Raw genomic sequence first — 20,434 nt, forward strand, 5'->3', positions numbered from 1 at the left:
TGTCAAACCGGCGTGAAGCGGATCACGCCATCGTCGCCGGTCTGACGTGCGAGCGTGCCATCGAGCCAAAGCAAATTCAGATGCGCGAGCGCTTCGCCGAGCGCGAATGTCATCTGATGAATATCGAGCTTGCGCTTGAACATGATCGGCACGATATCGGCGGCGCTGCAGGGCTTCTGCGCGCACGCCTCGCGCACTTCCGCCAGCCGCGCGCGATGATGCTCGCGCAATTGCCCGATGCGCCTTCGCACGCCGCGAAACGGCTTGCCGTGCGAAGGCAGCGCGAACGTATCGTCGGGCATGGTTTCGTAGCGGCCGAGCGATTCCAGATACAGCGCCAGCGGATTGCCCTCTGGCTCGACCGCGAACACCGAGACATTCGTCGAAATGCGCGGCAACACCATGTCGCCGGAGACGAGCAATTTGTCGGCGGAGCTAAAGAGCGCGCTGTGCTCGGGCGAATGGCCATAACCCGTCACCACTTCCCAGTTTCGCGCGGCGATTCGAATGACATCGCCGTTGCGGATACGCCGATATTCAGCCGGAATCGAAGGCACGAGCGCCGGGTAATAGCTGTCGCGCTTGCGTAGCGCATCGAGCGAGGCTTCGTCCGTCAGACCGTGCGCCGCGAAATGCGCCGCCGCGCGCTCGCCCCCCGCGTTGGAGCCGTCGCCCGCGGCCATCACGCGGCCCATCGCGTATTCGCCGAGCGAAATCCAGAGGCGCACGTTCCAGCGTTGCCGGTCGCCGCCCGTGCAGATCCAGTCGGCCAGGCCCAGATGATCCGGATGACAATGCGTGACGATCACGCGCAGCACCGGCAAGCCGTCGAGCGCGGAATCGAACACGCGCTCCCAGTTCGCGCGAATCGTATCGCTCGAAATGCCGCAATCGACGACGGTCCAGCCTTTCACGCCGTCGATCTCGTCGCGCAGCAGCCAGAGGTTGATGTGATCGAGCGCGAACGGCAACGGCATGCGCAGCCAGAACACGCCCGGCGCCACTTCCTTGACGCCGCCCGATTCGGGCAGTTGATCCGCGAAAACATAGTCGAGCTGGTGTTCGAGTGCGTTCATTCGGTGCCTGTCTCCGGGTTTGCGCCGCGTTGCAATTTGGCCAGGTTGACGATAACGTAAACGTCCATTCTAACGTTGCGCGCGCATTTGCGCTGCCGGCCGGCAATGACTCAACCGACGCATTACACGATCACCGAACTGGCGCGCGAATTCGACATCACGCCGCGCGCCATTCGCTTCTACGAAGATCAGGGCCTGCTCGCGCCGAAGCGCGAAGGCTCGAACGGCCTGCGGCGCGTGTACTCGGCGCGCGATCGCACGCGCCTCAAGCTCACGTTGCGCGGCAAGCGGCTCGGCTTCACGCTGTCGGAAATCGGCACGCTGCTCGATCTTTATGACTCGCCCACCGGCACCGCCGCGCAACTCCAGGCATTCGTCGATACCATCGCCGCGCATCGCGAAGTGCTCAAGCGCCAACTCGAAGACCTGAACACGACGCTGGCCGAACTCTCGGCATACGAAGAGCAAGGCCGCGCGCTGCTCGCGGCGGGAATCGAAAAGCGCGCACGCAGATCCAAAGCGGCGTGACGTGACATCCAAACACGAAGCGCAGGGTCGATATGAATCATTTCCCCAAGCTGCTCTCGTCGCAAATCGGCTTCGATGTCGCCAAGACGATACTCGAAGGCTTCGAGCATCATTACCGCGTGTTCCGCGAAGCCGCGATCAATGCGAAGAGTCTGTTCGAGCGCGGCGAATGGCTCGCGCAGCAACAGTTGGCGCGCGAGCGCATTGCGTCGTATGACGATCGCGTTGCGGAATGCGTGACGGCGCTCGAAGACGAATACGACGCGGAAAATATCGACGACGACGTGTGGCAGCAGATCAAGCTGCATTACATCGGCTTGCTGACGACGCATCGTCAGCCGGAATGCGCGGAGACGTTCTTCAATTCCGTGTGCTGCAAGATCCTGCATCGCTCGTACTTCAATAACGATTTCATTTTCGTGCGGCCGGCCATTTCGACGGAATACATCGAGAACGACGAACCCGCCGCGAAGCCGACGTATCGCGCGTATTACCCCGGGAAAGACGGTCTCGCGGCGACGCTGGAGCGCATCGTCACGAACTTTCAGCTGGAGCCGCCGTTCCAGGACTTGCCGCGCGACGTGCAATGCGTGATGCAGACGCTGCGCGATGCCTTCGGCGATCTCACGCCCGCGCCGAACTTTCAGATTCACGTGCTTTCGTCGCTGTTCTTCCGCAACAAGGCGGCGTATGTCGTCGGGCGCATCATCAATGGCGATGCGCTGCTGCCCTTCGCCATCGCGATCCGGCACACGTCGCCCGGACTGCTCGCGCTCGACACGGTGCTGCTTTCGCGCGAGCAGGTGCTCATCATCTTCAGCTTCTCGCACTCGTACTTTCTGGTCGACATGGAAGTGCCGTCGGCGTACGTGCATTTTCTGAGCACGATCATGCCGCGCAAACCGAAGGCCGAAATCTATACGTCGGTCGGTTTGCAGAAGCAGGGCAAGAACGATTTCTATCGCGACTTGCTGCATCATCTGTCGCATTCGAGCGATAAGTTCATCGTCGCGCCCGGCATCAAGGGGCTCGTGATGATCGTCTTTACGCTGCCGTCCTTTCCGTACGTGTTCAAGCTCATCAAGGACGCGTTTCCGCCGCCGAAAGAAACCACGCGCCAGAAGATTCAGGACAAGTATCAGCTCGTGAAGCGTCACGATCGCCTCGGCCGCATGGCCGATACGCTCGAATATTCGAGCGTCGCGCTGCCCGTCGCGCGACTCGACGACGCGCTCATCCGCGAACTGGAAAAGGAAGCGCCTTCGATGATCGAGTACGAAGGCGACAATCTCGTCATCCGGCATGTTTATATCGAGCGCCGCATGGTGCCGCTCAATCTTTTCCTGCAGAACGGAAACGCCGACGAAATCGATCACGGCATCAAGGAATATGGCGACGCGATCAAACAGTTGATTCAGGCGAATATCTTTCCCGGCGACATGCTGTACAAGAATTTCGGCGTGACGCGGCACGGTCGCGTCGTGTTCTACGATTACGATGAAATCGAGTATCTGACCGATTGCAACGTGCGCCGCGTCCCGACGCCGCGCAACGAGGAAGACGAGTTGTCGGGCGAACCGTGGTATACCGTCGGTCCGCACGACATCTTTCCCGAAACGTACGGTACTTTTCTGCTCGGCGATCCGCGCGTGCGCGAGGCATTCATGCGCCATCACGCGGATTTTTTCGACCCCGCGCTGTGGCAGCGTCACAAGGAACAATTGCTGCGCGGCGAGCTCGCCGATTTTTTTCCCTATGACCGGGACGTCCGATTCTGCATCCGCTATCCGGAGCGCTTCGAGGAACCCGGCCGACCCGACGCGCGCGCCGCCTGAAGCGCGCCGCCCTGCCTTGACTTTCGAACATGAAACACACTGACCACCAATACGACGCCTCGGCTCCGCTTGCCCATCTCTTCGCGAACAATCAGGAATGGGTCCAGCGCAAGCTCGCCGAAGACGCCGAATTCTTCAAGCGTCTCGCGCATCAGCAGACGCCCGAGTATCTGTGGATCGGTTGTGCGGACTCGCGCGTGCCCGCCAACGAGATCATCGGCTTGCCGCCGGGCGAAGTCTTCGTGCACAGAAATATCGCGAACGTGGTCGTGCACTCCGACCTCAACTGTCTGTCGGTCATCCAGTTCGCCGTCGATCTGCTGAAGGTGAAGCACATCATGGTCGTCGGCCATTACGGCTGTTCGGGCGTGGGCGCGGCGCTCGTCGGGCAGCGCGTCGGTCTCGCCGATAACTGGCTGCGCCATGTCGAAGACGTGCGCGAGAAGCACGCCGCGCTGCTCGACGAATGGCCGATGGGCGACGCGCGCCATCGCCGTCTCGTGGAACTGAACACGATCGAGCAGACCATCAACGTGTGCCGCACGACCGTCGTCAACGACGCATGGGCGCGCGGACAGGAACTCACCGTGCACGGCTGGACCTACGGCGTGCACGACGGCCGCTTGCGCAACATGGGCATGATGATCAGCGCATCGGGCGAGATCGATCCGGTGTACCAGTCGTGCATCGCCGCGCTGACTCGCAGCGGCGCGCATTCCGCGGAGAACGACGTCCTCGCGTCCGATGTGGCGCGTCTGGGCGACGTTCCCGAAGTGATCAAAGGCGTCATCAAGGAGCTGAAACATGAGTGAGACACACAACGATCCGGTAGTCATCGTGTCCGCGGCGCGCACGCCGATGGCCGCGTTTCAGGGCGATTTCGCGTCGCTCACCGCCGCGCAACTCGGCGCGGCGGCCGTCAGGGCGGCGGTCGAACGCGCCGGCGTGAAACCCGAGTCGGTCGATGAGGCCATCATGGGCTGCGTGCTTCCGGCGGGGCAAGGCCAGGCGCCCGCGCGTCAGGCGGCGCTCGGCGCGGGCCTGCCGCTCGCGACCGGTTGCACGACGATCAACAAGATGTGCGGCTCCGGCATGCGCGCGGCAATGTTCGCGCACGACATGCTGCTGGCCGGATCGGCGGATGTGATCGTCGCGGGCGGCATGGAAAGCATGACGAATGCGCCGTATCTGCTGCCAAAAGCGCGTGGCGGCATGCGCATGGGTCACGGGCAGGTGCTCGATCACATGTTCCTCGACGGCCTCGAAGACGCTTACGAGAAGGGCCGCCTGATGGGCGCGTTCGCGGAACAGTGCGCATCGTCGTATGCGTTTTCGCGCGAGTCGCAGGATGCGTTCGCCGTCGAATCGCTGCGGCGCGCGCAGAGGGCGAACGACGATGGCTCGTTTAGTTGGGAGATCGCGCCGGTCACGGTGCAGGGCCGCAAGGGCGATACGGTCATCGGGCGCGACGAACAGCCGTTCAAGGCGAACATCGAGAAAATTCCATCGCTCAAGCCCGCGTTCGCCAAGGACGGCACGGTGACGGCGGCGAATTCGTCATCGATTTCTGATGGCGCGGCGGCGCTCGTGATGATGCGCGAATCGAAGGCGTTGCGGCTCGGCGCGACGCCGATCGCGCGTGTCGTCGGACATAGCACGTTCGCGCAGCAGCCGGCGCTGTTCACGACGGCGCCCGTCGGTGCGATCAGCAAGCTCTTCGAGAAGAACGGCTGGCGCGCGGGCGATGTCGATCTTTATGAAATCAACGAAGCATTCGCCGTCGTGACGATGGCCGCGATGCGCGATCACGATCTGCCGCACGACAAAGTCAACGTGAATGGCGGCGCGTGCGCGCTCGGGCATCCGATCGGCGCTTCGGGAGCGCGAATTCTGGTGACGTTGCTCGGTGCGCTGAAGACGCGCGGGCTGAAGCGTGGCGTCGCGAGCTTGTGTATTGGCGGTGGCGAAGCGACGGCTATGGGTATCGAGTTGCTTTGATGGCTTCGGCCGGTCCGGGTGCTGCGCGCCGGGCCGGTTTTGCCCTAGTCGAAGGGGTTGAACATTTTGACGCCCACGGTCTCGAAGTCTCTGACGTTGCGCGTGACCACGGTCAGGTCGTGAACGAGCGCTGTCGCGGCGATGAGCCTGTCTACCGCCGGCTCCGGGTGGCGCGCGCGTAGGCGTCCCCAGACTTCCCCCACGGCCCTGTTCACTGGAACGATCTTCTTGTCGTATCTGCGAAGAACATCCTTCAGCCACGCTTCGACATTTTCTGCCTGCCGCGCGTCACCCTTGTAGCGAAGCGAATCAACGCCGCGTCGAAGTTCACCGACGGTGATGACAGAAAGAAGGACCCTTTGATTTCTTAGATCAGCGCCTTCGAAAAACGCGCGGACACCTTCGTTCGCGCGCTCTTCTCTTCGGGTCTCGCTGATGACGTTCGTATCAGCCAGGAACATCCGACGCTCCATTGTCAGCGTGACGATCGAAGATGGAGTCGTCGCAGTCGATCTTCGGAAAACTCATGAGCGCTCTGATGAAGCCTGCGTTGTCGTCATCGTCCGACTCGCCCATCTGCTTTCGCACCTCGGCCTCGATCTCGCCGCGACGCGCGGAATACTCCTGAAGTTCCTTGAGCCAGTTCGGGTCGATATTCGACGGTAAGGTTCCTTGAATGATCTTTAGCATGGCCTTGCTCCTCGCCTGAGCGTTGTGAATAGCGAGACTCTACTCCAACTTGATCAGCATCCCTACTCATCCGAACGATATAGGAATTTCCGCAAACGACCGCTCATCTTCCCGCCAGCGACATCGCCACGGCCCGCTTGAACGGCGTCAACTTCTCCCCGATGCGCAACATCGCATCCCGTGCGATCCGCGCAGGCAACGAGTCGCGCGTATACACCTCGGTGATGAACCGCGTGATTAGATAAAGCGGCCGCGTCTCATGCCGATGCTTCTGCTCATAGCGCGCAAGCAGCGCATCGCCGGCGATATCGAGCCTCGCCGCGTGCGCGTCGCAAATCGAGCGCGACAGCATCTCGATGCCGACCAGCCCGAAATTGAACCCGTGCGCCGTGACCGGATGCATGCCGACCGCCGCGTCGCCGACCGTCGCGAAACGCTTCGCGACGAATCGCTTCGGATAAACCGACACCAGCGGATAAACATGCCGTGTCGTGCGCAGCGACATCGTGCCGAGCCTTCGCTCGAAGCGGCGTTCGATCTCGCGATTGAAGTCAACGTCATCGAGCTTGCTCAATCGCTCGATATCGCGCGCTTCGAGCGTCACCACGACCGACGACCGATACGCGCCGCTCTCCGGGTCCGGATTCATGGGCAAGAGCGCGAGCGTCTGCCCGTGGCCGAACCATTCCCACGCCGCGTGATCGTGCGGCATGTCGTGCGTCATGCAACAGACCAGCATCGACTTGCCGAAATCGTGCATGTCGGCGGCGATGCCCATCATGCGGCGCGTCGCCGAGAACCGGCTGTCCGCCGCGACGACGAGTTGCGCCGCGATCGTCGCGCCGCTTTCGAGCCGCACGCGCGCGCCGCTGGCGTCGGTATCGACATCGATCACGCGCTCGGACGCCATGACGCGAATCTCCGCGTTTGCTGCGCCAAGATGCTCGACCGCCTCGAACGCCGCGCGCCGGATCAGATGATTCGACACGAGCCACCCAAGCTCGTCGTGACCGGAAAGCGCGTGACCGATTTTGAGCGCGAACGGCGACGAGCCGTTGAAAATACGTGCGCCCGCGAGCTGCGATCTGGCGTGCGGTTCGATACGCTCCCACACGCCGAGCGTCTTCAGAAATGCGACGGATTTCTGCGTCATGGCGATCTCGCGTCCGTCGAACGCGGGCTCGCGCAGCGCAGCGTGACTTTGCTGCTCGACGAGCACGATCGACAAACCGGCACCGCTCAGAGCATTCGCGAGACACAGCCCCGCCGGCCCCGCGCCGACGATTACGACATCGGTTTGCATCATCTTTCCGGTCTAACTTGTTGAAAGCGCACAACGATAGCCGAAAGGCCGGCGGGCGATCCGCGACCGCGGGTCGCGCGCTATAGTCGCAAGGTCGCCCACACACGGCCCACATACGGAACAGATCGCTCATGAAAACGGTACTGATCGTCGGCGCGTCGCGCGGCCTCGGCCACGAATTCGCGCGTGAATATTGTCGCGACGGCTGGCGCGTGCTCGCCACGGCCCGCGACAAAGCCTCGCTCTCCGCGCTCGACGCGATGGGCGCGCAAACCTTCCCGCTCGACGTCACGCAGCCCGAGCAGATCGCCGCGCTCGCGTGGCAACTGGACGAGGAAAAGCTGGATGTGGCGATCGTCGTGTCGGGCGTGTACGGGCCGCGCACGGAAGGCGTCGAAACCATCGCCGCCGACGACTTCGATCAGGTCATGCACACCAACGTGCGCGGCCCGATGCAACTGATTCCCGTGCTCCTGCCGCTCACCGACGTCGCGAATGGCGTGCTCGCGGTCGTGTCGAGCAAGATGGGCAGCATTGGCGAAGCGAGCGGCACGACCGGCTGGCTGTATCGCGCGAGCAAGGCGGCGCTCAATTCGGCGCTGAAGGTGGCGTCGCTGGAATCTCGGCATTCGGCGTGCATCGCGCTGCATCCGGGCTGGGTGCGCACGGAAATGGGCGGACCGTCGGCGGCGATCGATGTCGCCCGCAGCGTCGCTGGCATGCGCGCGGTGATCGCCGAAGCGGGCGCGATGCACGAGGCGTTCAACGGAAGCTTCGTCCAGTACGACGGCACGAAGCTCGAATGGTAATAAAGGAGCGGATATGACCTATCAGGTGTACGGCGTTTCGGCATCGGGAAATTGTCACAAGGTTCGCCTCGCCCTCGAACAGCTCGGCCAGCCTTACGCGTGGCACGAGGTCGACATGATGAACGGCGCGACCCGCACCGACGAATTCAGAAAGCTGAACCCGAACGGCAAAGTACCGGTGCTTGTCATCGACGAGAACACGACGCTCTCGGAATCCGGCGCGATTCTCAGCTATCTCGCCGACGGCACGCCGCTCATGCCCGCCGACCGGCTCGAACGCGCGCAAGTGCTGCAATGGATGTTCTTCGAGCAGTACAGCCACGAGCCGTATGTCGCGGTGGCGCGCTTTATCCTGCAGTTTCAGCGGAACCCTGGCGACGTGCGTCTGCCCGAGAAAATCGCCGGCTCGTATCGCGCGCTCGACGTGATGGAGCAGCATCTCGCGACACGCACGTTTTTCGTCGGCGAGCGCTACACCATTGCCGACATCGCGCTGTACGCGTACACGCACGTCGCCGATGAAGCGAACCTCGATCTGGCGCGCTATCCCGCGATCCGCGCGTGGCTCGAACGCGTGCGCAGCCAGCCGCGTCACGTCGTCATGCCGGGCGTCGCTCGATGAGGCCGGTGGAATGCCCGTGTGGCGGCGCCGCGCCCGGGCAGCGCCCGAACGCACCCGCGCCGCGTTACGAAGCGTGTTGCGGACGATTCATCGAAGGCGGCGAAAAGCCCGCGAACGCGATGGAACTGATGCGCTCGCGCTACACCGCCTACGTGCTCGGCAACACGCGCTATCTTCGCGCGACCTGGGCCGAATCGACCTGTCCGCCCGATCTCGACGCCTCCGACACCGGCACGCGCTGGCTCGGCTTGCAGATCAAACGGCATACGCCGATCGACGCAAATCACGAGGAAGTCGAGTTCGTCGCGCGCTACAAGGCCGGCGGGCGCGCGCATCGTCTGCACGAAGCTAGCCGCTTCACGCGAGACAGCGCCGGAAACTGGATTTACGTCGATGGCCGGATTACAGAAAAGCAAATATTTCTTTAAGAAATATGCGGTGTCCCGCGGTATTAATTTCCTAAGAATTTCCTTTCAGATTAAACAGTTACGGGGTAGCACTTATTGTGCAGTGCAATTTTGAACGGTTAATCTCTGTTCACGTCAGGGCGCTGTCATTCCCGTGCCCGGACGTCCGCAGCGAAGCCCCGTTTTGAAGCCAATTGTCATGCCTTTTCCGGGCATGACTCCCGGAACCCGCAGCCAATACTGCTCCTGTCGAGCAGCGCGATAGGTTTGTGACTTCAAAAAGACGTCGGGGCACGCCGAATCAACGTCTTTTGGAAGCGCAGTCGGAGTTCACGGATGGCGATCAGAACCTGGTTGGTCGGATGCAGCATGATGTGCGCGCTCGCGGCGTCGCTCGTCACGTCCGCCGTGCGCGCCGAACCGATCGGCGGCGTGCGTCAGTCCGAAGGCCTCCAGGCGGCCGCGTTCGGCCAGACGCTTTCGCAGATTCCCGATTCGCTCGACGCCGGCCTGCCCGTCGTCGCGAACGGTCTGAACGAAAGCGTCATCCAGATTCCCGAAGCCGACATTTCGCTCGAAACAACGGTGTTCAAGCCGGACGGCGCCGGTCCGTTCCCGATGATCGTCTTCAATCACGGCAAGCTTCCCGGCGATTCGCACGCGCAACCGCGCAATCGTCCGGTCGCGCTCGCGCGTGAATTCGTGCGCCACGGTTACGTCGTCGTCGTGCCGAACCGCCGCGGCTTCGCGGGCTCGGGCGGCGATTACGGCGGCCACGGCTGCGATGTCGAGGCAAACGGCTTCGCGCAGGCGCAGGACGTCGCCGCGACCGTCGCCTACATGAGCGAGCAGCCGTATGTCGACAAGACCCATATGGTCGTCGCGGGCACGTCGCACGGCGGCCTGACGACCATCGCCTACGGCGCGCGCGATGCGGTCGCGGCGCCCGGCGTGCGCGGTCTCATCAATTTCTCGGGCGGCCTGCGTCAGGACGAATGCGCGGGCTGGCAGAAGAATCTCGTCAGCGCGTTCGGCGACTACGGCCAGAACGTGCGTCTGCCGTCGCTGTGGCTCTACGGCGACAACGATTCAGTCTGGAAAGGCGATCTGTCCGTGCAAATGTTCGCCGCGTTCACCGCGCACGGCGCGCGCGCGAACATGGTCGATTTCGGCACCTACAAGAACGACGCGCATCGGCTGGTCGGCGATCGTGACGGCGTGCAGGTCTGGTGGCCGCGCGTGAAGGCCTTCCTCACGCAGATCGGCATGCCGACCGCCGTGCAATACCGGGTTTCCGAGCCGAGCTTGCCGAGCGCCACGCATTTCGCGGATCTCGATTCGGTGCAGGCCGTGCCGTTCGTCGATGAAAACGGCCGCGCCGGCTATCGCAACTTCCTCTCGCAGTATTCGAGCCGCGCGTTCGCCGTGTCCGATTCGGGCGCGTGGTCGTGGGCCGAAGGCGGCGACGATCCGATGGCTGTCGCCATCGCGAGTTGCCAGAAGCAGAGCGCCGATCCGTGCAGGCTCTACGCGGTGGACAATCGCGTCGTCTGGAACGATCAGGCGGCCCAGACGCAGACGGCCTCGCGCTAAAACGCCTTTTCCGCTCACCGAGAACGCCGGCCTTTGCGCCGGCGTTTTTGCGTCGATCGCACGTTAAGGCATCGATTTGGGCGACGTTACGCGCGATAGCGCGTTTTCGCATTTCCATTGCGCGCGCACGCATGCTCAAAAAACCTTCCGGATACGGAAGGTTGGCCACGTTTTAGGGATAATTGACTCGCGCAGTTTGCCCCGCAGTTTTCCCGTAACGCAGGCGTCCCGGCGCCTGCCCGAAGTTTCCGGCCCGCACCGCGCGCGTGGGCCTCGGAGCCGTTTTTGAACACAGAAGCCAATCAGGACTGGGTTGCCCGCTCGCTAGCGGCCGTGTGGCATCCGTGCACCCAGATGAAACATCACGAGCGCGCGCCGCTCGTGCCGATCGCGCGCGGCAAGGGCGCGTGGCTCTACGACCACGAAGGCAATCGCTATCTCGACGCGATCAGCTCATGGTGGGTGAACCTCTTCGGCCACGCGAACGACGACATCAACCGCGCGCTCAAGGATCAGCTCGACACGCTCGAACACGCGATGCTCGCGGGCTGCACGCACGCGCCGGCGATCGAACTGGCCGAGCGCCTTTCCGCGCTCACCGGCCGCACGCTCGGTCATGCGTTTTTCGCGTCCGATGGCGCGTCGGCAGTCGAGATCGCGCTGAAGATGAGCTTTCACTTCTGGCGCAATCGCGGCCAGAGCGAAAAGCGCGAGTTCGTGTGTCTCGCGAACAGCTATCACGGCGAAACGATCGGCGCGCTCGGCGTCACCGACGTCGCCATTTTCAAGGACGCTTACGATCCGCTGATTCGTCACGCGCATGTCGCCGCTTCCCCGGCGGCGGTCGGCGTCGATGAAGCCATCGCCGCGATGCGCGCGCTCTTCGGGCAACGCGCGTCGACGCTCGCGGCGGTCATCGTCGAGCCGCTCGTGCAGTGCGCGGCCGGCATGGCGATGTACGACGCGTCGTATCTCACGCGATTGCGCGCGTTGTGCGACGAATTCGGCGTCCATCTGATCGCCGATGAAATCGCGGTCGGCTGCGGCCGCACCGGTACTTTTTTCGCGTGCGAGCAGGCGGGCGTGTGGCCGGATTTCGTTTGCTTGTCGAAAGGCATCAGCGGCGGTTACTTGCCGCTTTCGATCGTCCTGACGCGCGACGAAATCTACGCCGCCTTCTACGACGACGACGTGACGCGCGGCTTCCTGCATTCGCACTCGTACACGGGCAATCCGCTCGCGTGCCGCGCGGCGCTGGCGACGCTCGATCTGTTCGACAGCGCGAACGTGCTTGCTGAAAACAGGCGCAAATCGGCGCTGCTGGGCGAGACGTTGCGCGCGCACTTCGGCAAGCACGAACGCGTAAAGAACCTGCGCAATCGCGGCACGATCTTCGCGTTCGATGTCGATATCGACGACAAGACGTTCTCGCGCCGCTTCTTCGCGAACGCGTTGCAGCGCGAACTGCTGATGCGTCCGATCGGCACGACGGTCTACATGATGCCGCCGTACATTCTCTCCGACGACGAACTCGTGCTGCTCGCGCAACGCACGCGCGACACGCTCGACGCCACGCTCGCGGAGGACGCCGCATGAGCACGACAGCGAGAGCACTGTACGAAACGCTTGAGCAGGGCTTGAAAGATATCGACGCGCGCGGCCTGCGACGCCGCCGCAAGACGATCGATGGCGCGTGCTCCGCGCACATGACCGTCGATGGCCGCGCGATCGTCGGCTTCGCGAGCAACGATTACCTCGGCCTCGCCGCGCACGAAGCGATCCGCGCGGCGCTCGCGCAAGGCGCGTCGCTGTACGGCGCGGGCAGCGGCGGCTCGCACTTGCTCGGCGGACATTCGCGCGCGCACGCTCGACTCGAAGACGACCTCGCCGCGTTCTCGGGCGGCTTCGTCGATAATCCGCGCGCGCTCTATTTCAGCACCGGCTACATGGCGAATCTCGCGGTCGTGACCGCGCTCGCCGGACGCGGCACGCTCGTGTTCTCCGATGCGCTCAATCACGCGTCGCTGATCGACGGCGTGCGCTTGTCGCGCGCAGAAACGCAGATCTATCCGCACGCCGACATGGACGCGCTCGACGCGATGCTCGACGCATCCGGCGACGATGCGGCAACGAAACTCATCGTCACCGACACTGTATTCAGCATGGACGGCGATATCGCGCCGCTCGCGCGTCTCGTCGATCTGGCGGAAAAGTACGGCGCGTGGCTCGTCGTCGACGATGCGCACGGCTTCGGCGTGCTCGGACCGCAAGGACGCGGCGCATTGGCGCATTACGCGTTGCGCTCGCCGCATCTCGTCTATGTCGGCACGCTCGGCAAGGCGGCGGGCGTGTCGGGCGCGTTCGTCGCGGCGCATGAAACCGTCGTCGAATGGCTGATCCAGCGCGCGCGCCCGTATATCTTCACGACGGCGTCGGCGCCGGCGGTCGCGCATGCGGTGTCGAAGAGCATCGAAATCATCGCGGGCGATGAAGGCGACGAACGGCGCGCGCATCTCGCGTCGCTCATCGAAACCACGCGCGCGATGCTCAAGCGCACGCGCTGGATGCCCGTCGATTCGCATACCGCCGTGCAGCCGCTCGTGATCGGCGGCAACGACGAAACGCTCGAAATCGCCGCCGCGCTCGACAAGCACGGCCTCTGGGTGCCCGCGATTCGTCCGCCGACGGTGCCCGCGGGCACGTCGCGCCTGCGCATTTCACTTTCCGCCGCGCACAGCGAGGACGATCTCGCGCGCCTCGATCACGCCTTGAATACGCTATGACCGCTTTATCCCTGTTCGTCGCCGGAACCGATACGGAAATCGGCAAGACGCTCGTTTCATCCGCGTTGCTGCACGGCTTCGCGCGCACGGGCTTGCGCGCCGCCGCGATGAAGCCGATCGCGTCGGGCGCGGCCGTTCGCGACGGCGTGCTGCACAACGACGACGCCGACCGGCTCGATGCCGCCGCGAACGTCGCGCTGCCCGACGAGATCCGCACGCCGTTCATGATGCGCGAGCCGATCGCGCCGCATCTCGCGGCGGCGCGCGAGGGCATTGTTCTGGACATCGGGCGCATCGTCGAAGCGCATGCATTCGCGCTGACGCAAGCCGATATCGTCGTGGTGGAAGGCGTCGGCGGTTTTCGCGTGCCGCTCGACGACACGCACGACACCGCCGATCTCGCCGTCGAGCTGAATCTGCCGGTCGTGCTCGTCGTCGGCATGCGGCTCGGCTGCATCAGCCATGCGCTCCTGACCGTCGAGGCCATCGCGTCGCGCGGATTGACGCTCGCGGGCTGGGTCGCGAATCGCGTCGATCCGGACATGCTGTATCCCGACGAAAATATCGCAACACTCAAACAACGCATCGAAGCGCCGCTCATCGGCGTGATTGCGCACCTCGCGACACCCGATGCTTCGCGCGCCGCCGATCAACTCGACATCGGCCTTCTGACTCACCAGCTTCATCGAAAGGATTGAACCCATGACACAGCAAATCGCCGCCGAAAACATTTCCACGACCGCGCCGCAGCCGATGCAGCGCTGGCGCGTCGCCGATGTCGTCGCGCTGTACGCGTTGCCGTTCAACGATCTGCTCTATCGCGCGCAAACCGTGCATCGCGAAAACTTCGATCCGAACGCGGTGCAGCTTTCCACGCTGCTGTCGATCAAGACGGGCGGCTGCGAGGAAGATTGCGCGTACTGCCCGCAGTCGGTGCATCACGACACCGGCCTCAAAGCCGAAAAGCTGATGGACGTCGATGAAGTGCTGAAGGCGGCCGAAGTCGCGAAGTCGAACGGCGCGACGCGCTTTTGCATGGGCGCGGCGTGGCGCAATCCAAAAGATCGTCATCTGGAGCCGATCAAGGACATGATCCGCGGCGTGAAGGCAATGGGCCTCGAAACCTGCGTGACGCTCGGCATGCTCGAATCGCATCAGGCGCAGGGCTTGCGCGAAGCAGGCCTCGATTACTACAACCACAATCTCGACACATCGCCGGAGTTCTACGGCCAGATCATTTCGACGCGCACCTATCAGGATCGCCTGGACACGCTCGAACACGTGCGCGACGCGGGCATCAACGTGTGCTGCGGCGGGATCGTCGGCATGGGCGAATCGCGGCGCGAGCGCGCTGGGCTGATCTCGCAGCTTGCGAACATGGAGCCGTATCCGGAATCGGTGCCGATCAACAATCTCGTGCAGGTCGCGGGCACGCCGCTCACCGGCGTCGAGGCGCTCGATCCGTTCGAGTTCGTGAGGACGATCGCGGTCGCGCGCATCACGATGCCCAAGGCGATGGTGCGTCTTTCCGCCGGACGCGAGCAGATGGACGAAGCGTTGCAGGCGCTGTGCTTCGCGGCGGGCGCGAACTCGATCTTCTACGGCGACCAGCTTCTGACGACGAGCAATCCGCAAGCCGAAGCCGACCGCAAGCTGATCGAGCGTCTCGGCATGCGCGCGGAAGCCGCGCAAAACGTGGGCGCTCGGGAAGCCGAGCGCGGCTGCGGACACAACCACGCCAACTAAGCCGACGCGTTCATGAAAATCATCTTCTACGAGAAGGGCGCCGATCTCGACGCGTGGCTCGGCGGCTTGAAACGCGAGTTGCCGGATGCCGACCTGCGCGCGTGGGAACCGGGCGACAACGCGAGCGCCGATTACGCGATCGTCTGGCGCGCGCCGCGCGAGCTCTTCGCGAATCGCCCCGATCTTCAGGCCGTGTTCAACCTCGGCGCGGGCGTCGATGCGATTCTCGATGTCGAGCGCAACGAACCCGGCACGCTGCCGCCGAACGCGAAGCTCGTGCGTCTCGAAGACACGGGCATGGCGCAACAGATGGTCGAATACGCGACGTATTGCGTACTGCGCCATCTGCGCCGCTTCGACGAATACGACGCGCTGCAACGCGAAGGCCGCTGGGAAAAGCTGCCGCAACACGCGCGCGAGTCGTTCACTGTCGGCGTGCTCGGACTCGGTGTGCTGGGCGGCGAAGTCGCGAAGGGATTGCTGACGCTCGGCGTGCCCGTGCGCGGCTACAGCCGCTCGCCGAAGACGATCGAAGGCGTGCAGGTGTACGCGGGCGCGGACAGTTTCGACGCGTTCCTCGACGGCGTGAAGATGCTGATCAACCTCCTGCCGCACACGCCGGACACCGAAGGCATTCTGAACGCGCGCACGTTCGGCAAGCTCGCGCGCGGCGCGTATCTCGTGAACGTGGCGCGCGGCCCGCATCTCGTCGATGCCGATCTCCTCGCCGCGCTCGACAGCGGCCAGATCGCCGCCGCGACGCTCGACGTCTTCCACACCGAGCCGCTGCCGCGAGATCATCCGTTCTGGACGCATCCGCGCGTGTCGGTCACGCCGCACATCTCGGCGGAAACGCTGCGCGAGGAGAGCATCGTGCAGATCGCCGGCAAGATCAAGGCGCTCGCGCGCGGCGAGCCGATCAGCGGCATCGTCGATTTCAAGCGCGGATATTGAACGCATCGCATCACACGTAAAAGGAGACAGCCGTGATTCCCGCCAAAGTGAAAATCGTCGAAGTCGGGCCGCGCGACGGCCTGCAGAACGAGAAAGAGTTCGTGCCCACCGAAACCAAAATCGAGCTCGTGAACCGGCTCGCGCGGGCGGGCATCGTGAATGTGGAATCGACCTCGTTCGTGTCGCCGAAATGGGTGCCGCAAATGTCCGACGCCGCCGCCGTCATGGCCGGCATCGAGCGCCGCCCCGGCACGATCTACTCCGTGCTCACGCCGAACATGCGCGGCTTCGAGGGCGCGCTCGAATCGAAAGCCGATGAAATCGTGATCTTCGGCGCGGCGAGCGAGGCGTTCTCGCAGAAGAACATCAACTGCGGCATCGCGGAGAGCATCGCGCGTTTCGAGCCGGTCGCGAAGGCCGCGAAGGACGCCGGCATGCGGCTGCGCGGCAGCATTTCGTGCGCGCTCGGCTGCCCGTATCAGGGCGAGGTGAGCATCGAATCGGTCGTGGATGTCGTCGAGCGCATGAAGGCGCTCGGCTGCGATGAAATCGACATCGCCGACACAATCGGCGTCGGCACGCCGAAGCGCACGCGCGAAGTGCTCGCGGCCGCGCAGAAGGTGTTCCCGCGCGAGCGCCTGTCCGGGCATTTCCACGACACGTATGGGCAGGCCGTCGGCAACATCTATGCGGCGCTGCTCGAAGGCATCGAGATTTTCCACGCGTCGGTCGCGGGTCTCGGCGGCTGTCCGTATGCGAAGGGCGCGACCGGCAATGTCGCGACCGAAGACGTCGTCTATCTGATGAACGGGCTCGGCATCGAGACGGGCGTCGATCTCGATCAACTCGTGGATATCGGCGATTTCATTTCGCGCGCGATCGGCAAACCCAGTTCGTCGCGCGCCGGCCGCGCGATCTTCACGAAAAAGCGCGATGGCGCGAGCGCCTGCGTCTGACAACAAAGGAACACGATGATCGAACAGTTACCCGATTCCGCGCGCCGCGTCGCGCTTCTGCTGAAGGAGCGCGGCCATCCGCACGACGTCGTGATGCTGCCCGAGACTGGCAAGACCTCGGCGGAAGCGGCGGCCGGGCTGGGTTGCACGGTCGCGCAGATCGCGAAGTCGATTCTCTTTCGCCGCAAGGAAGACGACGCGCCCGTGCTCGTGATCGCGAGCGGCGCGAATCGCGTCGATGAAGCGAAGGTCGCGGCGCGCGTGGGCGCATTGGCACGCGCGGACGCGAAGTTCGTGCGCGAGAAAACCGGCTACGCGATCGGCGGCGTGTGTCCGATCGGCCACGCGGTCGAACCCGTCACGCTGATCGACGAAGATTTGCTCGCGCTCGAAAGCCTGTGGGCTGCGGCCGGCCATCCGCATGCCGTGTTCAATCTGTCGCCGCAAGAGCTGATCGAGCTGACGGGCGCGCCCGTGGTCGACGTCGCGCTGCGCGAGACGGCCGCGTCATGACCGGCGCGGCGTCGCCGTGCGTCGACGTGTGCCGCATGAATCCGGAGACCGGCTTCTGCGACGGCTGCTTTCGCACCATCGACGAAATCGCCGCGTGGTCGTCCTGCAACGAAGACGAGAAACGCGCGGTGCTCGCGCGCGTCGAGAGCCGTCGGCGGGGCGCGCGCGTCGTGACGATCGGCGAATCGTTCGAAGCGACGCTCGCGCTGCCGCCCGATTCGATCAAGCATTTCGCGACGCTCGTCAACGATCTCAACCCTTTGCATCACGACGACGCCTACGCGCGCGCGAGTCGTTTCGGCTCGCTGATCGCATCGGGCACGCAGCCGACCGCGCATCTGATGGCCATGCTCGCCACGCATTTCTCGCAATACGCGCAGCCGCTGGGACTCGAATTCGGCATCCGGCTGACGCGCGCGGTGAAGGCGCACGACGTGCTCTCGATGTCCTGGCGCGTGACCGAGGCGAAGTGGAAAGCGAGTCTGAACGGCGATCTCGTGAAGCTAGAAGGCGACGCGCGCAATCAGCGCGGCGACACGGTGATGAAGGCGACGGCGACCATCGTCGTGATGCCGCTGGAGAAACGCGCGTGAAGCCGCTTCCGGAGTCCATGACGGTGTTCGAGCGCGGCTGGCTCTCGTCGAACAACGTGCTTTTCAGCAGCGCCGAAGGCACGGCGCTCGTCGATACGGGCTACGCGTCGCACGCACCGCAAACGCTCGCGCTCGTGAAGCGGACACTCGGCGCGCGCAAGCTCGATCTGATCGTCAATACGCATCTGCATTCGGATCATTGCGGCGGCAACGCGCTGCTTCAGCACGCTTACGCCTGCGACACGCTGATTCCCGCGAGCGAAGCGCACGCCGTGCGCGCGTGGGACGAAGCCGCGCTCACGTTCCGCGCGACCGGTCAGCGCTGCGATCGCTTCGATTTCACGGGCACGCTCGAACACGGCACGACGCTCGCGCTCGGCGGCTTCGACTGGAACGTGCTCGGCGCGCCGGGTCACGATCCGCATTCGCTGATGCTTCATTGCCCCGAGTTGCGCGTGCTCATCAGCGCGGACGCGTTGTGGGAAAACGGCTTCGGCGTGATCTTTCCCGAACTGGAAGGCGACAGCGGTTTCGCGGAAGAACGCGCGGTGCTCGAACTGATATCCACGCTCGCCGTCGATGTCGTGATTCCGGGCCACGGCGCGCCCTTCAGCGATGTCGCGCGCGCGCTCGACGTCGCTTCGTCGCGACTCGATTATCTGCAGGCCGATCCCGCGCGCAACGCGAAGAACGCGCTCAAGGTGCTGATCGTCTTCAAGCTGATGGAAGTGCGCGCGATGTCCTTCGACGCGCTGCTCGCGATGACCGCGCAGGCTCGCTCGATGCGCGCCGCCGCCGATGCGCTCGCGCCATCGGGCGAACGCCGGGCGCTGGTCGAAAAAATCGTCGGGGAACTGGCGCGCGGCGGCTCGGTGAAGGTGAGCGGCGAGACCGTGTCGGCGGCTTGAATCACACGGGCGATCGCCCGGCGGACAAAAGAAAGCCGCTTGTCAGCTACGGCAAGCGGCAGAATCATAGGGACGTGATCAACGTCTAGCGTATCGTAGCGCGACACTATTTGACGTGCATCGGTGCTTTCCCTACAAATTTGTAACGCCCACCTGAACCGGCGTAAGACTCAATGCCGGCGCGGGTTTCAGGGCGCATCGGCCTCGAAGAACGCGAGCATTTCCGTAAGCAGAATGTCGGGCTGTTCCTCGGGAATGTAGTGCCCGCAAGGCAGCGCGCGGCCGCTCACGTCGCGCGCGACGCGGCGCCATTCATCGAGCGCATCGAAGCATCGTTCGATCACGCCTTCTTCGCCCCACAGCACGCGCAACGGACACGCGATCTTCTTCCCGCGTTCGAGATCGGCGCGATCGTGTTCGAGGTCGATACCCGCCGACGCGCGATAGTCCTCGCACATCGCGAAGATTGCCCCGGGCGCTGCGAGCGCGTCGCGGTACGCCTGCAACGCATGCGGCGCGAACGGCGCGAGCCCCGCATGACGATTGCCCATCACGCGGTCGATATACGCGTTCGGATTGCCGCCGATCAGCAACTCCGGCAGCGGACTCGGCTGAATCAGCATGAACCAGTGGAAGTACGCGGTGGCGAATTCGCGATCGGTGGCTTCATACATCGCGAGCGTCGGCGCGATATCGAGCAGCATCAGGCGATCGACGGCATCGGGAAAATCCATCGCCATGCGATGCGCGACGCGCGCGCCGCGATCGTGCGCGCAAACCAGAAAGCGCTCGAAGCCGAAGTGGCGCATGACCGCGACCTGATCGGCGGCCATTGCGCGTTTCGAGTAAGGCGTGTGACGCGCGTCGCTCTTCGGCTTGCCCGACGCGCCGTAGCCGCGCAAATCCGTGGCGATCACGGTGAAGTGTTTCGCGAGATCGCCGGCGCATTTGTGCCAGATCTCGTGCGTTTGCGGATGACCGTGCAGGAGCAGCAGCGGCGGCCCGTCGCCGCCTTTCATCCCGGCGATTTCGACGCCCCCCGCATCGACGCGAAACGACTCGTAGTCTCGGAAAGACATGGTGTTTTCTTGTTCGTGGCGTTGCGGATCATTGTAGGCGC

Annotated in this window: 22 protein-coding genes; 17 read left to right on the top strand and 5 right to left on the bottom strand. The window is 63.9% G+C overall.

Features of this window, described 5'->3' with window-relative positions:
* Positions 1-2: 2 nt before the first annotated feature.
* Positions 3-1,076, bottom strand: a complete 1,074-nt coding sequence (locus AWB82_RS05120; protein ID WP_086966071.1) for an MBL fold metallo-hydrolase — start codon at positions 1,074-1,076, stop codon at positions 3-5.
* A gap of 105 nt (positions 1,077-1,181) precedes the next feature.
* On the opposite strand from AWB82_RS05120, the gene AWB82_RS05125 reads away from it, so the two are divergent.
* Genes AWB82_RS05125 through AWB82_RS05140 form a run of 4 tightly spaced genes read left to right on the top strand, consistent with a single transcriptional unit; the run spans position 1,182 to position 5,437 of the window.
* The gene (locus tag AWB82_RS05125; protein ID WP_086966072.1) at positions 1,182-1,604 is read left to right on the top strand and encodes a MerR family transcriptional regulator; all 423 of its coding nucleotides are present in this window, start codon (positions 1,182-1,184) and stop codon (positions 1,602-1,604) included.
* Between the two features lie 32 nt (positions 1,605-1,636).
* Positions 1,637-3,439 (top strand): bifunctional isocitrate dehydrogenase kinase/phosphatase, encoded by a 1,803-nt coding sequence (gene aceK / locus AWB82_RS05130; protein ID WP_086966073.1) that lies wholly within the window; start codon positions 1,637-1,639, stop codon positions 3,437-3,439.
* Between the two features lie 29 nt (positions 3,440-3,468).
* A complete protein-coding gene (can, locus tag AWB82_RS05135; RefSeq protein ID WP_086966074.1) occupies positions 3,469-4,251 on the top strand; it encodes a carbonate dehydratase in 783 nt (260 codons plus the stop codon).
* Positions 4,244-5,437 carry an acetyl-CoA C-acetyltransferase gene (locus AWB82_RS05140; protein WP_086966075.1) on the top strand — a complete coding sequence of 398 codons (1,194 nt, stop codon included), beginning with the start codon at positions 4,244-4,246 and terminating at the stop codon, positions 5,435-5,437. The genes can and AWB82_RS05140 overlap by 8 nt, the downstream gene beginning before the upstream one ends.
* A 44-nt stretch (positions 5,438-5,481) precedes the next feature.
* Here AWB82_RS05140 and AWB82_RS05145 read toward each other — a convergent pair whose 3' ends face one another.
* From AWB82_RS05145 to ubiM, 3 genes are all read right to left on the bottom strand, one after another.
* Positions 5,482-5,898, bottom strand: a complete 417-nt coding sequence (locus AWB82_RS05145; protein WP_086966076.1) for a type II toxin-antitoxin system VapC family toxin — start codon at positions 5,896-5,898, stop codon at positions 5,482-5,484.
* On the bottom strand, positions 5,885-6,127 hold the full coding sequence (locus AWB82_RS05150; RefSeq protein WP_086966077.1) for a hypothetical protein: 243 nt from the start codon (positions 6,125-6,127) through the stop codon (positions 5,885-5,887). Before AWB82_RS05150 ends, AWB82_RS05145 begins: the two co-directional genes overlap by 14 nt.
* Positions 6,128-6,230: 103 nt before the next feature.
* Complete coding sequence (gene ubiM, locus AWB82_RS05155) at positions 6,231-7,430, bottom strand: 5-demethoxyubiquinol-8 5-hydroxylase UbiM (RefSeq protein WP_086966166.1); 1,200 nt, start codon at positions 7,428-7,430, stop codon at positions 6,231-6,233.
* Between the two features lie 131 nt (positions 7,431-7,561).
* On the opposite strand from ubiM, the gene AWB82_RS05160 reads away from it, so the two are divergent.
* The 13 genes from AWB82_RS05160 to AWB82_RS05220 all read left to right on the top strand — a co-directional run bounded on the left by AWB82_RS05160 (position 7,562) and on the right by AWB82_RS05220 (position 19,314).
* Positions 7,562-8,239: an SDR family oxidoreductase gene (locus AWB82_RS05160; RefSeq protein ID WP_086966078.1), complete on the top strand. Its 678-nt coding sequence runs from the start codon at positions 7,562-7,564 to the stop codon at positions 8,237-8,239.
* A 13-nt stretch (positions 8,240-8,252) separates the two neighbouring features.
* The gene (locus AWB82_RS05165) at positions 8,253-8,861 is read left to right on the top strand and encodes a glutathione S-transferase family protein (RefSeq protein ID WP_086966079.1); all 609 of its coding nucleotides are present in this window, start codon (positions 8,253-8,255) and stop codon (positions 8,859-8,861) included.
* On the top strand, positions 8,858-9,289 hold the full coding sequence (locus tag AWB82_RS05170; protein ID WP_086966080.1) for a YchJ family protein: 432 nt from the start codon (positions 8,858-8,860) through the stop codon (positions 9,287-9,289). The genes AWB82_RS05165 and AWB82_RS05170 overlap by 4 nt, the downstream gene beginning before the upstream one ends.
* A 315-nt stretch (positions 9,290-9,604) precedes the next feature.
* Positions 9,605-10,861 (top strand): dienelactone hydrolase family protein, encoded by a 1,257-nt coding sequence (locus AWB82_RS05175; protein ID WP_086966081.1) that lies wholly within the window; start codon positions 9,605-9,607, stop codon positions 10,859-10,861.
* Between the two features lie 285 nt (positions 10,862-11,146).
* Positions 11,147-12,457 carry an adenosylmethionine--8-amino-7-oxononanoate transaminase gene (locus tag AWB82_RS05180; RefSeq protein ID WP_086966082.1) on the top strand — a complete coding sequence of 437 codons (1,311 nt, stop codon included), beginning with the start codon at positions 11,147-11,149 and terminating at the stop codon, positions 12,455-12,457.
* Positions 12,454-13,644, top strand: a complete 1,191-nt coding sequence (bioF, locus tag AWB82_RS05185) for an 8-amino-7-oxononanoate synthase (protein ID WP_086966083.1) — start codon at positions 12,454-12,456, stop codon at positions 13,642-13,644. The genes AWB82_RS05180 and bioF overlap by 4 nt, the downstream gene beginning before the upstream one ends.
* Entirely contained in the window at positions 13,641-14,342 is a 702-nt protein-coding gene (gene bioD, locus AWB82_RS05190; protein WP_086966084.1) for a dethiobiotin synthase, read from the top strand. Before bioF ends, bioD begins: the two co-directional genes overlap by 4 nt.
* A gap of 4 nt (positions 14,343-14,346) precedes the next feature.
* The gene (bioB, locus tag AWB82_RS05195; protein ID WP_086966085.1) at positions 14,347-15,390 is read left to right on the top strand and encodes a biotin synthase BioB; all 1,044 of its coding nucleotides are present in this window, start codon (positions 14,347-14,349) and stop codon (positions 15,388-15,390) included.
* A 12-nt stretch (positions 15,391-15,402) separates the two neighbouring features.
* On the top strand, positions 15,403-16,344 hold the full coding sequence (locus AWB82_RS05200) for a 2-hydroxyacid dehydrogenase (RefSeq protein WP_086966086.1): 942 nt from the start codon (positions 15,403-15,405) through the stop codon (positions 16,342-16,344).
* Positions 16,345-16,376: 32 nt separating this feature from the next.
* Positions 16,377-17,300 (top strand): hydroxymethylglutaryl-CoA lyase, encoded by a 924-nt coding sequence (locus tag AWB82_RS05205; RefSeq protein ID WP_086966087.1) that lies wholly within the window; start codon positions 16,377-16,379, stop codon positions 17,298-17,300.
* 15 nt (positions 17,301-17,315) lie between these two features.
* Positions 17,316-17,813 (top strand): YbaK/EbsC family protein, encoded by a 498-nt coding sequence (locus AWB82_RS05210; RefSeq protein WP_086966088.1) that lies wholly within the window; start codon positions 17,316-17,318, stop codon positions 17,811-17,813.
* Complete coding sequence (locus tag AWB82_RS05215) at positions 17,810-18,406, top strand: DUF1289 domain-containing protein (RefSeq protein WP_086966089.1); 597 nt, start codon at positions 17,810-17,812, stop codon at positions 18,404-18,406. Before AWB82_RS05210 ends, AWB82_RS05215 begins: the two co-directional genes overlap by 4 nt.
* Positions 18,403-19,314, top strand: coding sequence for an MBL fold metallo-hydrolase (locus tag AWB82_RS05220; RefSeq protein WP_086966090.1), 912 nt, complete (start codon positions 18,403-18,405; stop codon positions 19,312-19,314). The genes AWB82_RS05215 and AWB82_RS05220 overlap by 4 nt, the downstream gene beginning before the upstream one ends.
* 188 nt (positions 19,315-19,502) lie before the next feature.
* On the opposite strand, the gene AWB82_RS05225 is transcribed toward AWB82_RS05220, so the two are convergent.
* Positions 19,503-20,393 (bottom strand): alpha/beta fold hydrolase, encoded by an 891-nt coding sequence (locus AWB82_RS05225; RefSeq protein WP_086966091.1) that lies wholly within the window; start codon positions 20,391-20,393, stop codon positions 19,503-19,505.
* Between the last annotated feature and the right edge of the window lie 41 nt (positions 20,394-20,434).

It is taken from the genome of Caballeronia glebae (assembly GCF_001545035.1).
Classification (GTDB): Bacteria; Pseudomonadota; Gammaproteobacteria; order Burkholderiales; family Burkholderiaceae; genus Caballeronia; species Caballeronia glebae.

What these genes read in the sequence shown, in the direction of transcription:
- AWB82_RS05170 (WP_086966080.1), top strand. Translation starts at nt 8,858, where the DNA reads ATGAGGCCGGTGGAATGCCCGTGTGGCGGCGCCGCGCCCGGGCAGCGC.
- AWB82_RS05125 (WP_086966072.1), top strand. Translation starts at nt 1,182, where the DNA reads ATGACTCAACCGACGCATTACACGATCACCGAACTGGCGCGCGAATTC.
- AWB82_RS05225 (WP_086966091.1), bottom strand. Translation starts at nt 20,393, where the DNA reads ATGTCTTTCCGAGACTACGAGTCGTTTCGCGTCGATGCGGGGGGCGTC.
- AWB82_RS05215 (WP_086966089.1), top strand. Translation starts at nt 17,810, where the DNA reads ATGACCGGCGCGGCGTCGCCGTGCGTCGACGTGTGCCGCATGAATCCG.
- ubiM (WP_086966166.1), bottom strand. Translation starts at nt 7,430, where the DNA reads ATGCAAACCGATGTCGTAATCGTCGGCGCGGGGCCGGCGGGGCTGTGT.
- aceK (WP_086966073.1), top strand. Translation starts at nt 1,637, where the DNA reads ATGAATCATTTCCCCAAGCTGCTCTCGTCGCAAATCGGCTTCGATGTC.
- bioB (WP_086966085.1), top strand. Translation starts at nt 14,347, where the DNA reads ATGACACAGCAAATCGCCGCCGAAAACATTTCCACGACCGCGCCGCAG.
- AWB82_RS05200 (WP_086966086.1), top strand. Translation starts at nt 15,403, where the DNA reads ATGAAAATCATCTTCTACGAGAAGGGCGCCGATCTCGACGCGTGGCTC.
- AWB82_RS05140 (WP_086966075.1), top strand. Translation starts at nt 4,244, where the DNA reads ATGAGTGAGACACACAACGATCCGGTAGTCATCGTGTCCGCGGCGCGC.
- bioD (WP_086966084.1), top strand. Translation starts at nt 13,641, where the DNA reads ATGACCGCTTTATCCCTGTTCGTCGCCGGAACCGATACGGAAATCGGC.
- can (WP_086966074.1), top strand. Translation starts at nt 3,469, where the DNA reads ATGAAACACACTGACCACCAATACGACGCCTCGGCTCCGCTTGCCCAT.
- AWB82_RS05165 (WP_086966079.1), top strand. Translation starts at nt 8,253, where the DNA reads ATGACCTATCAGGTGTACGGCGTTTCGGCATCGGGAAATTGTCACAAG.
- AWB82_RS05145 (WP_086966076.1), bottom strand. Translation starts at nt 5,898, where the DNA reads ATGTTCCTGGCTGATACGAACGTCATCAGCGAGACCCGAAGAGAAGAG.
- AWB82_RS05120 (WP_086966071.1), bottom strand. Translation starts at nt 1,076, where the DNA reads ATGAACGCACTCGAACACCAGCTCGACTATGTTTTCGCGGATCAACTG.
- bioF (WP_086966083.1), top strand. Translation starts at nt 12,454, where the DNA reads ATGAGCACGACAGCGAGAGCACTGTACGAAACGCTTGAGCAGGGCTTG.
- AWB82_RS05175 (WP_086966081.1), top strand. Translation starts at nt 9,605, where the DNA reads ATGGCGATCAGAACCTGGTTGGTCGGATGCAGCATGATGTGCGCGCTC.
- AWB82_RS05150 (WP_086966077.1), bottom strand. Translation starts at nt 6,127, where the DNA reads ATGCTAAAGATCATTCAAGGAACCTTACCGTCGAATATCGACCCGAAC.
- AWB82_RS05160 (WP_086966078.1), top strand. Translation starts at nt 7,562, where the DNA reads ATGAAAACGGTACTGATCGTCGGCGCGTCGCGCGGCCTCGGCCACGAA.
- AWB82_RS05210 (WP_086966088.1), top strand. Translation starts at nt 17,316, where the DNA reads ATGATCGAACAGTTACCCGATTCCGCGCGCCGCGTCGCGCTTCTGCTG.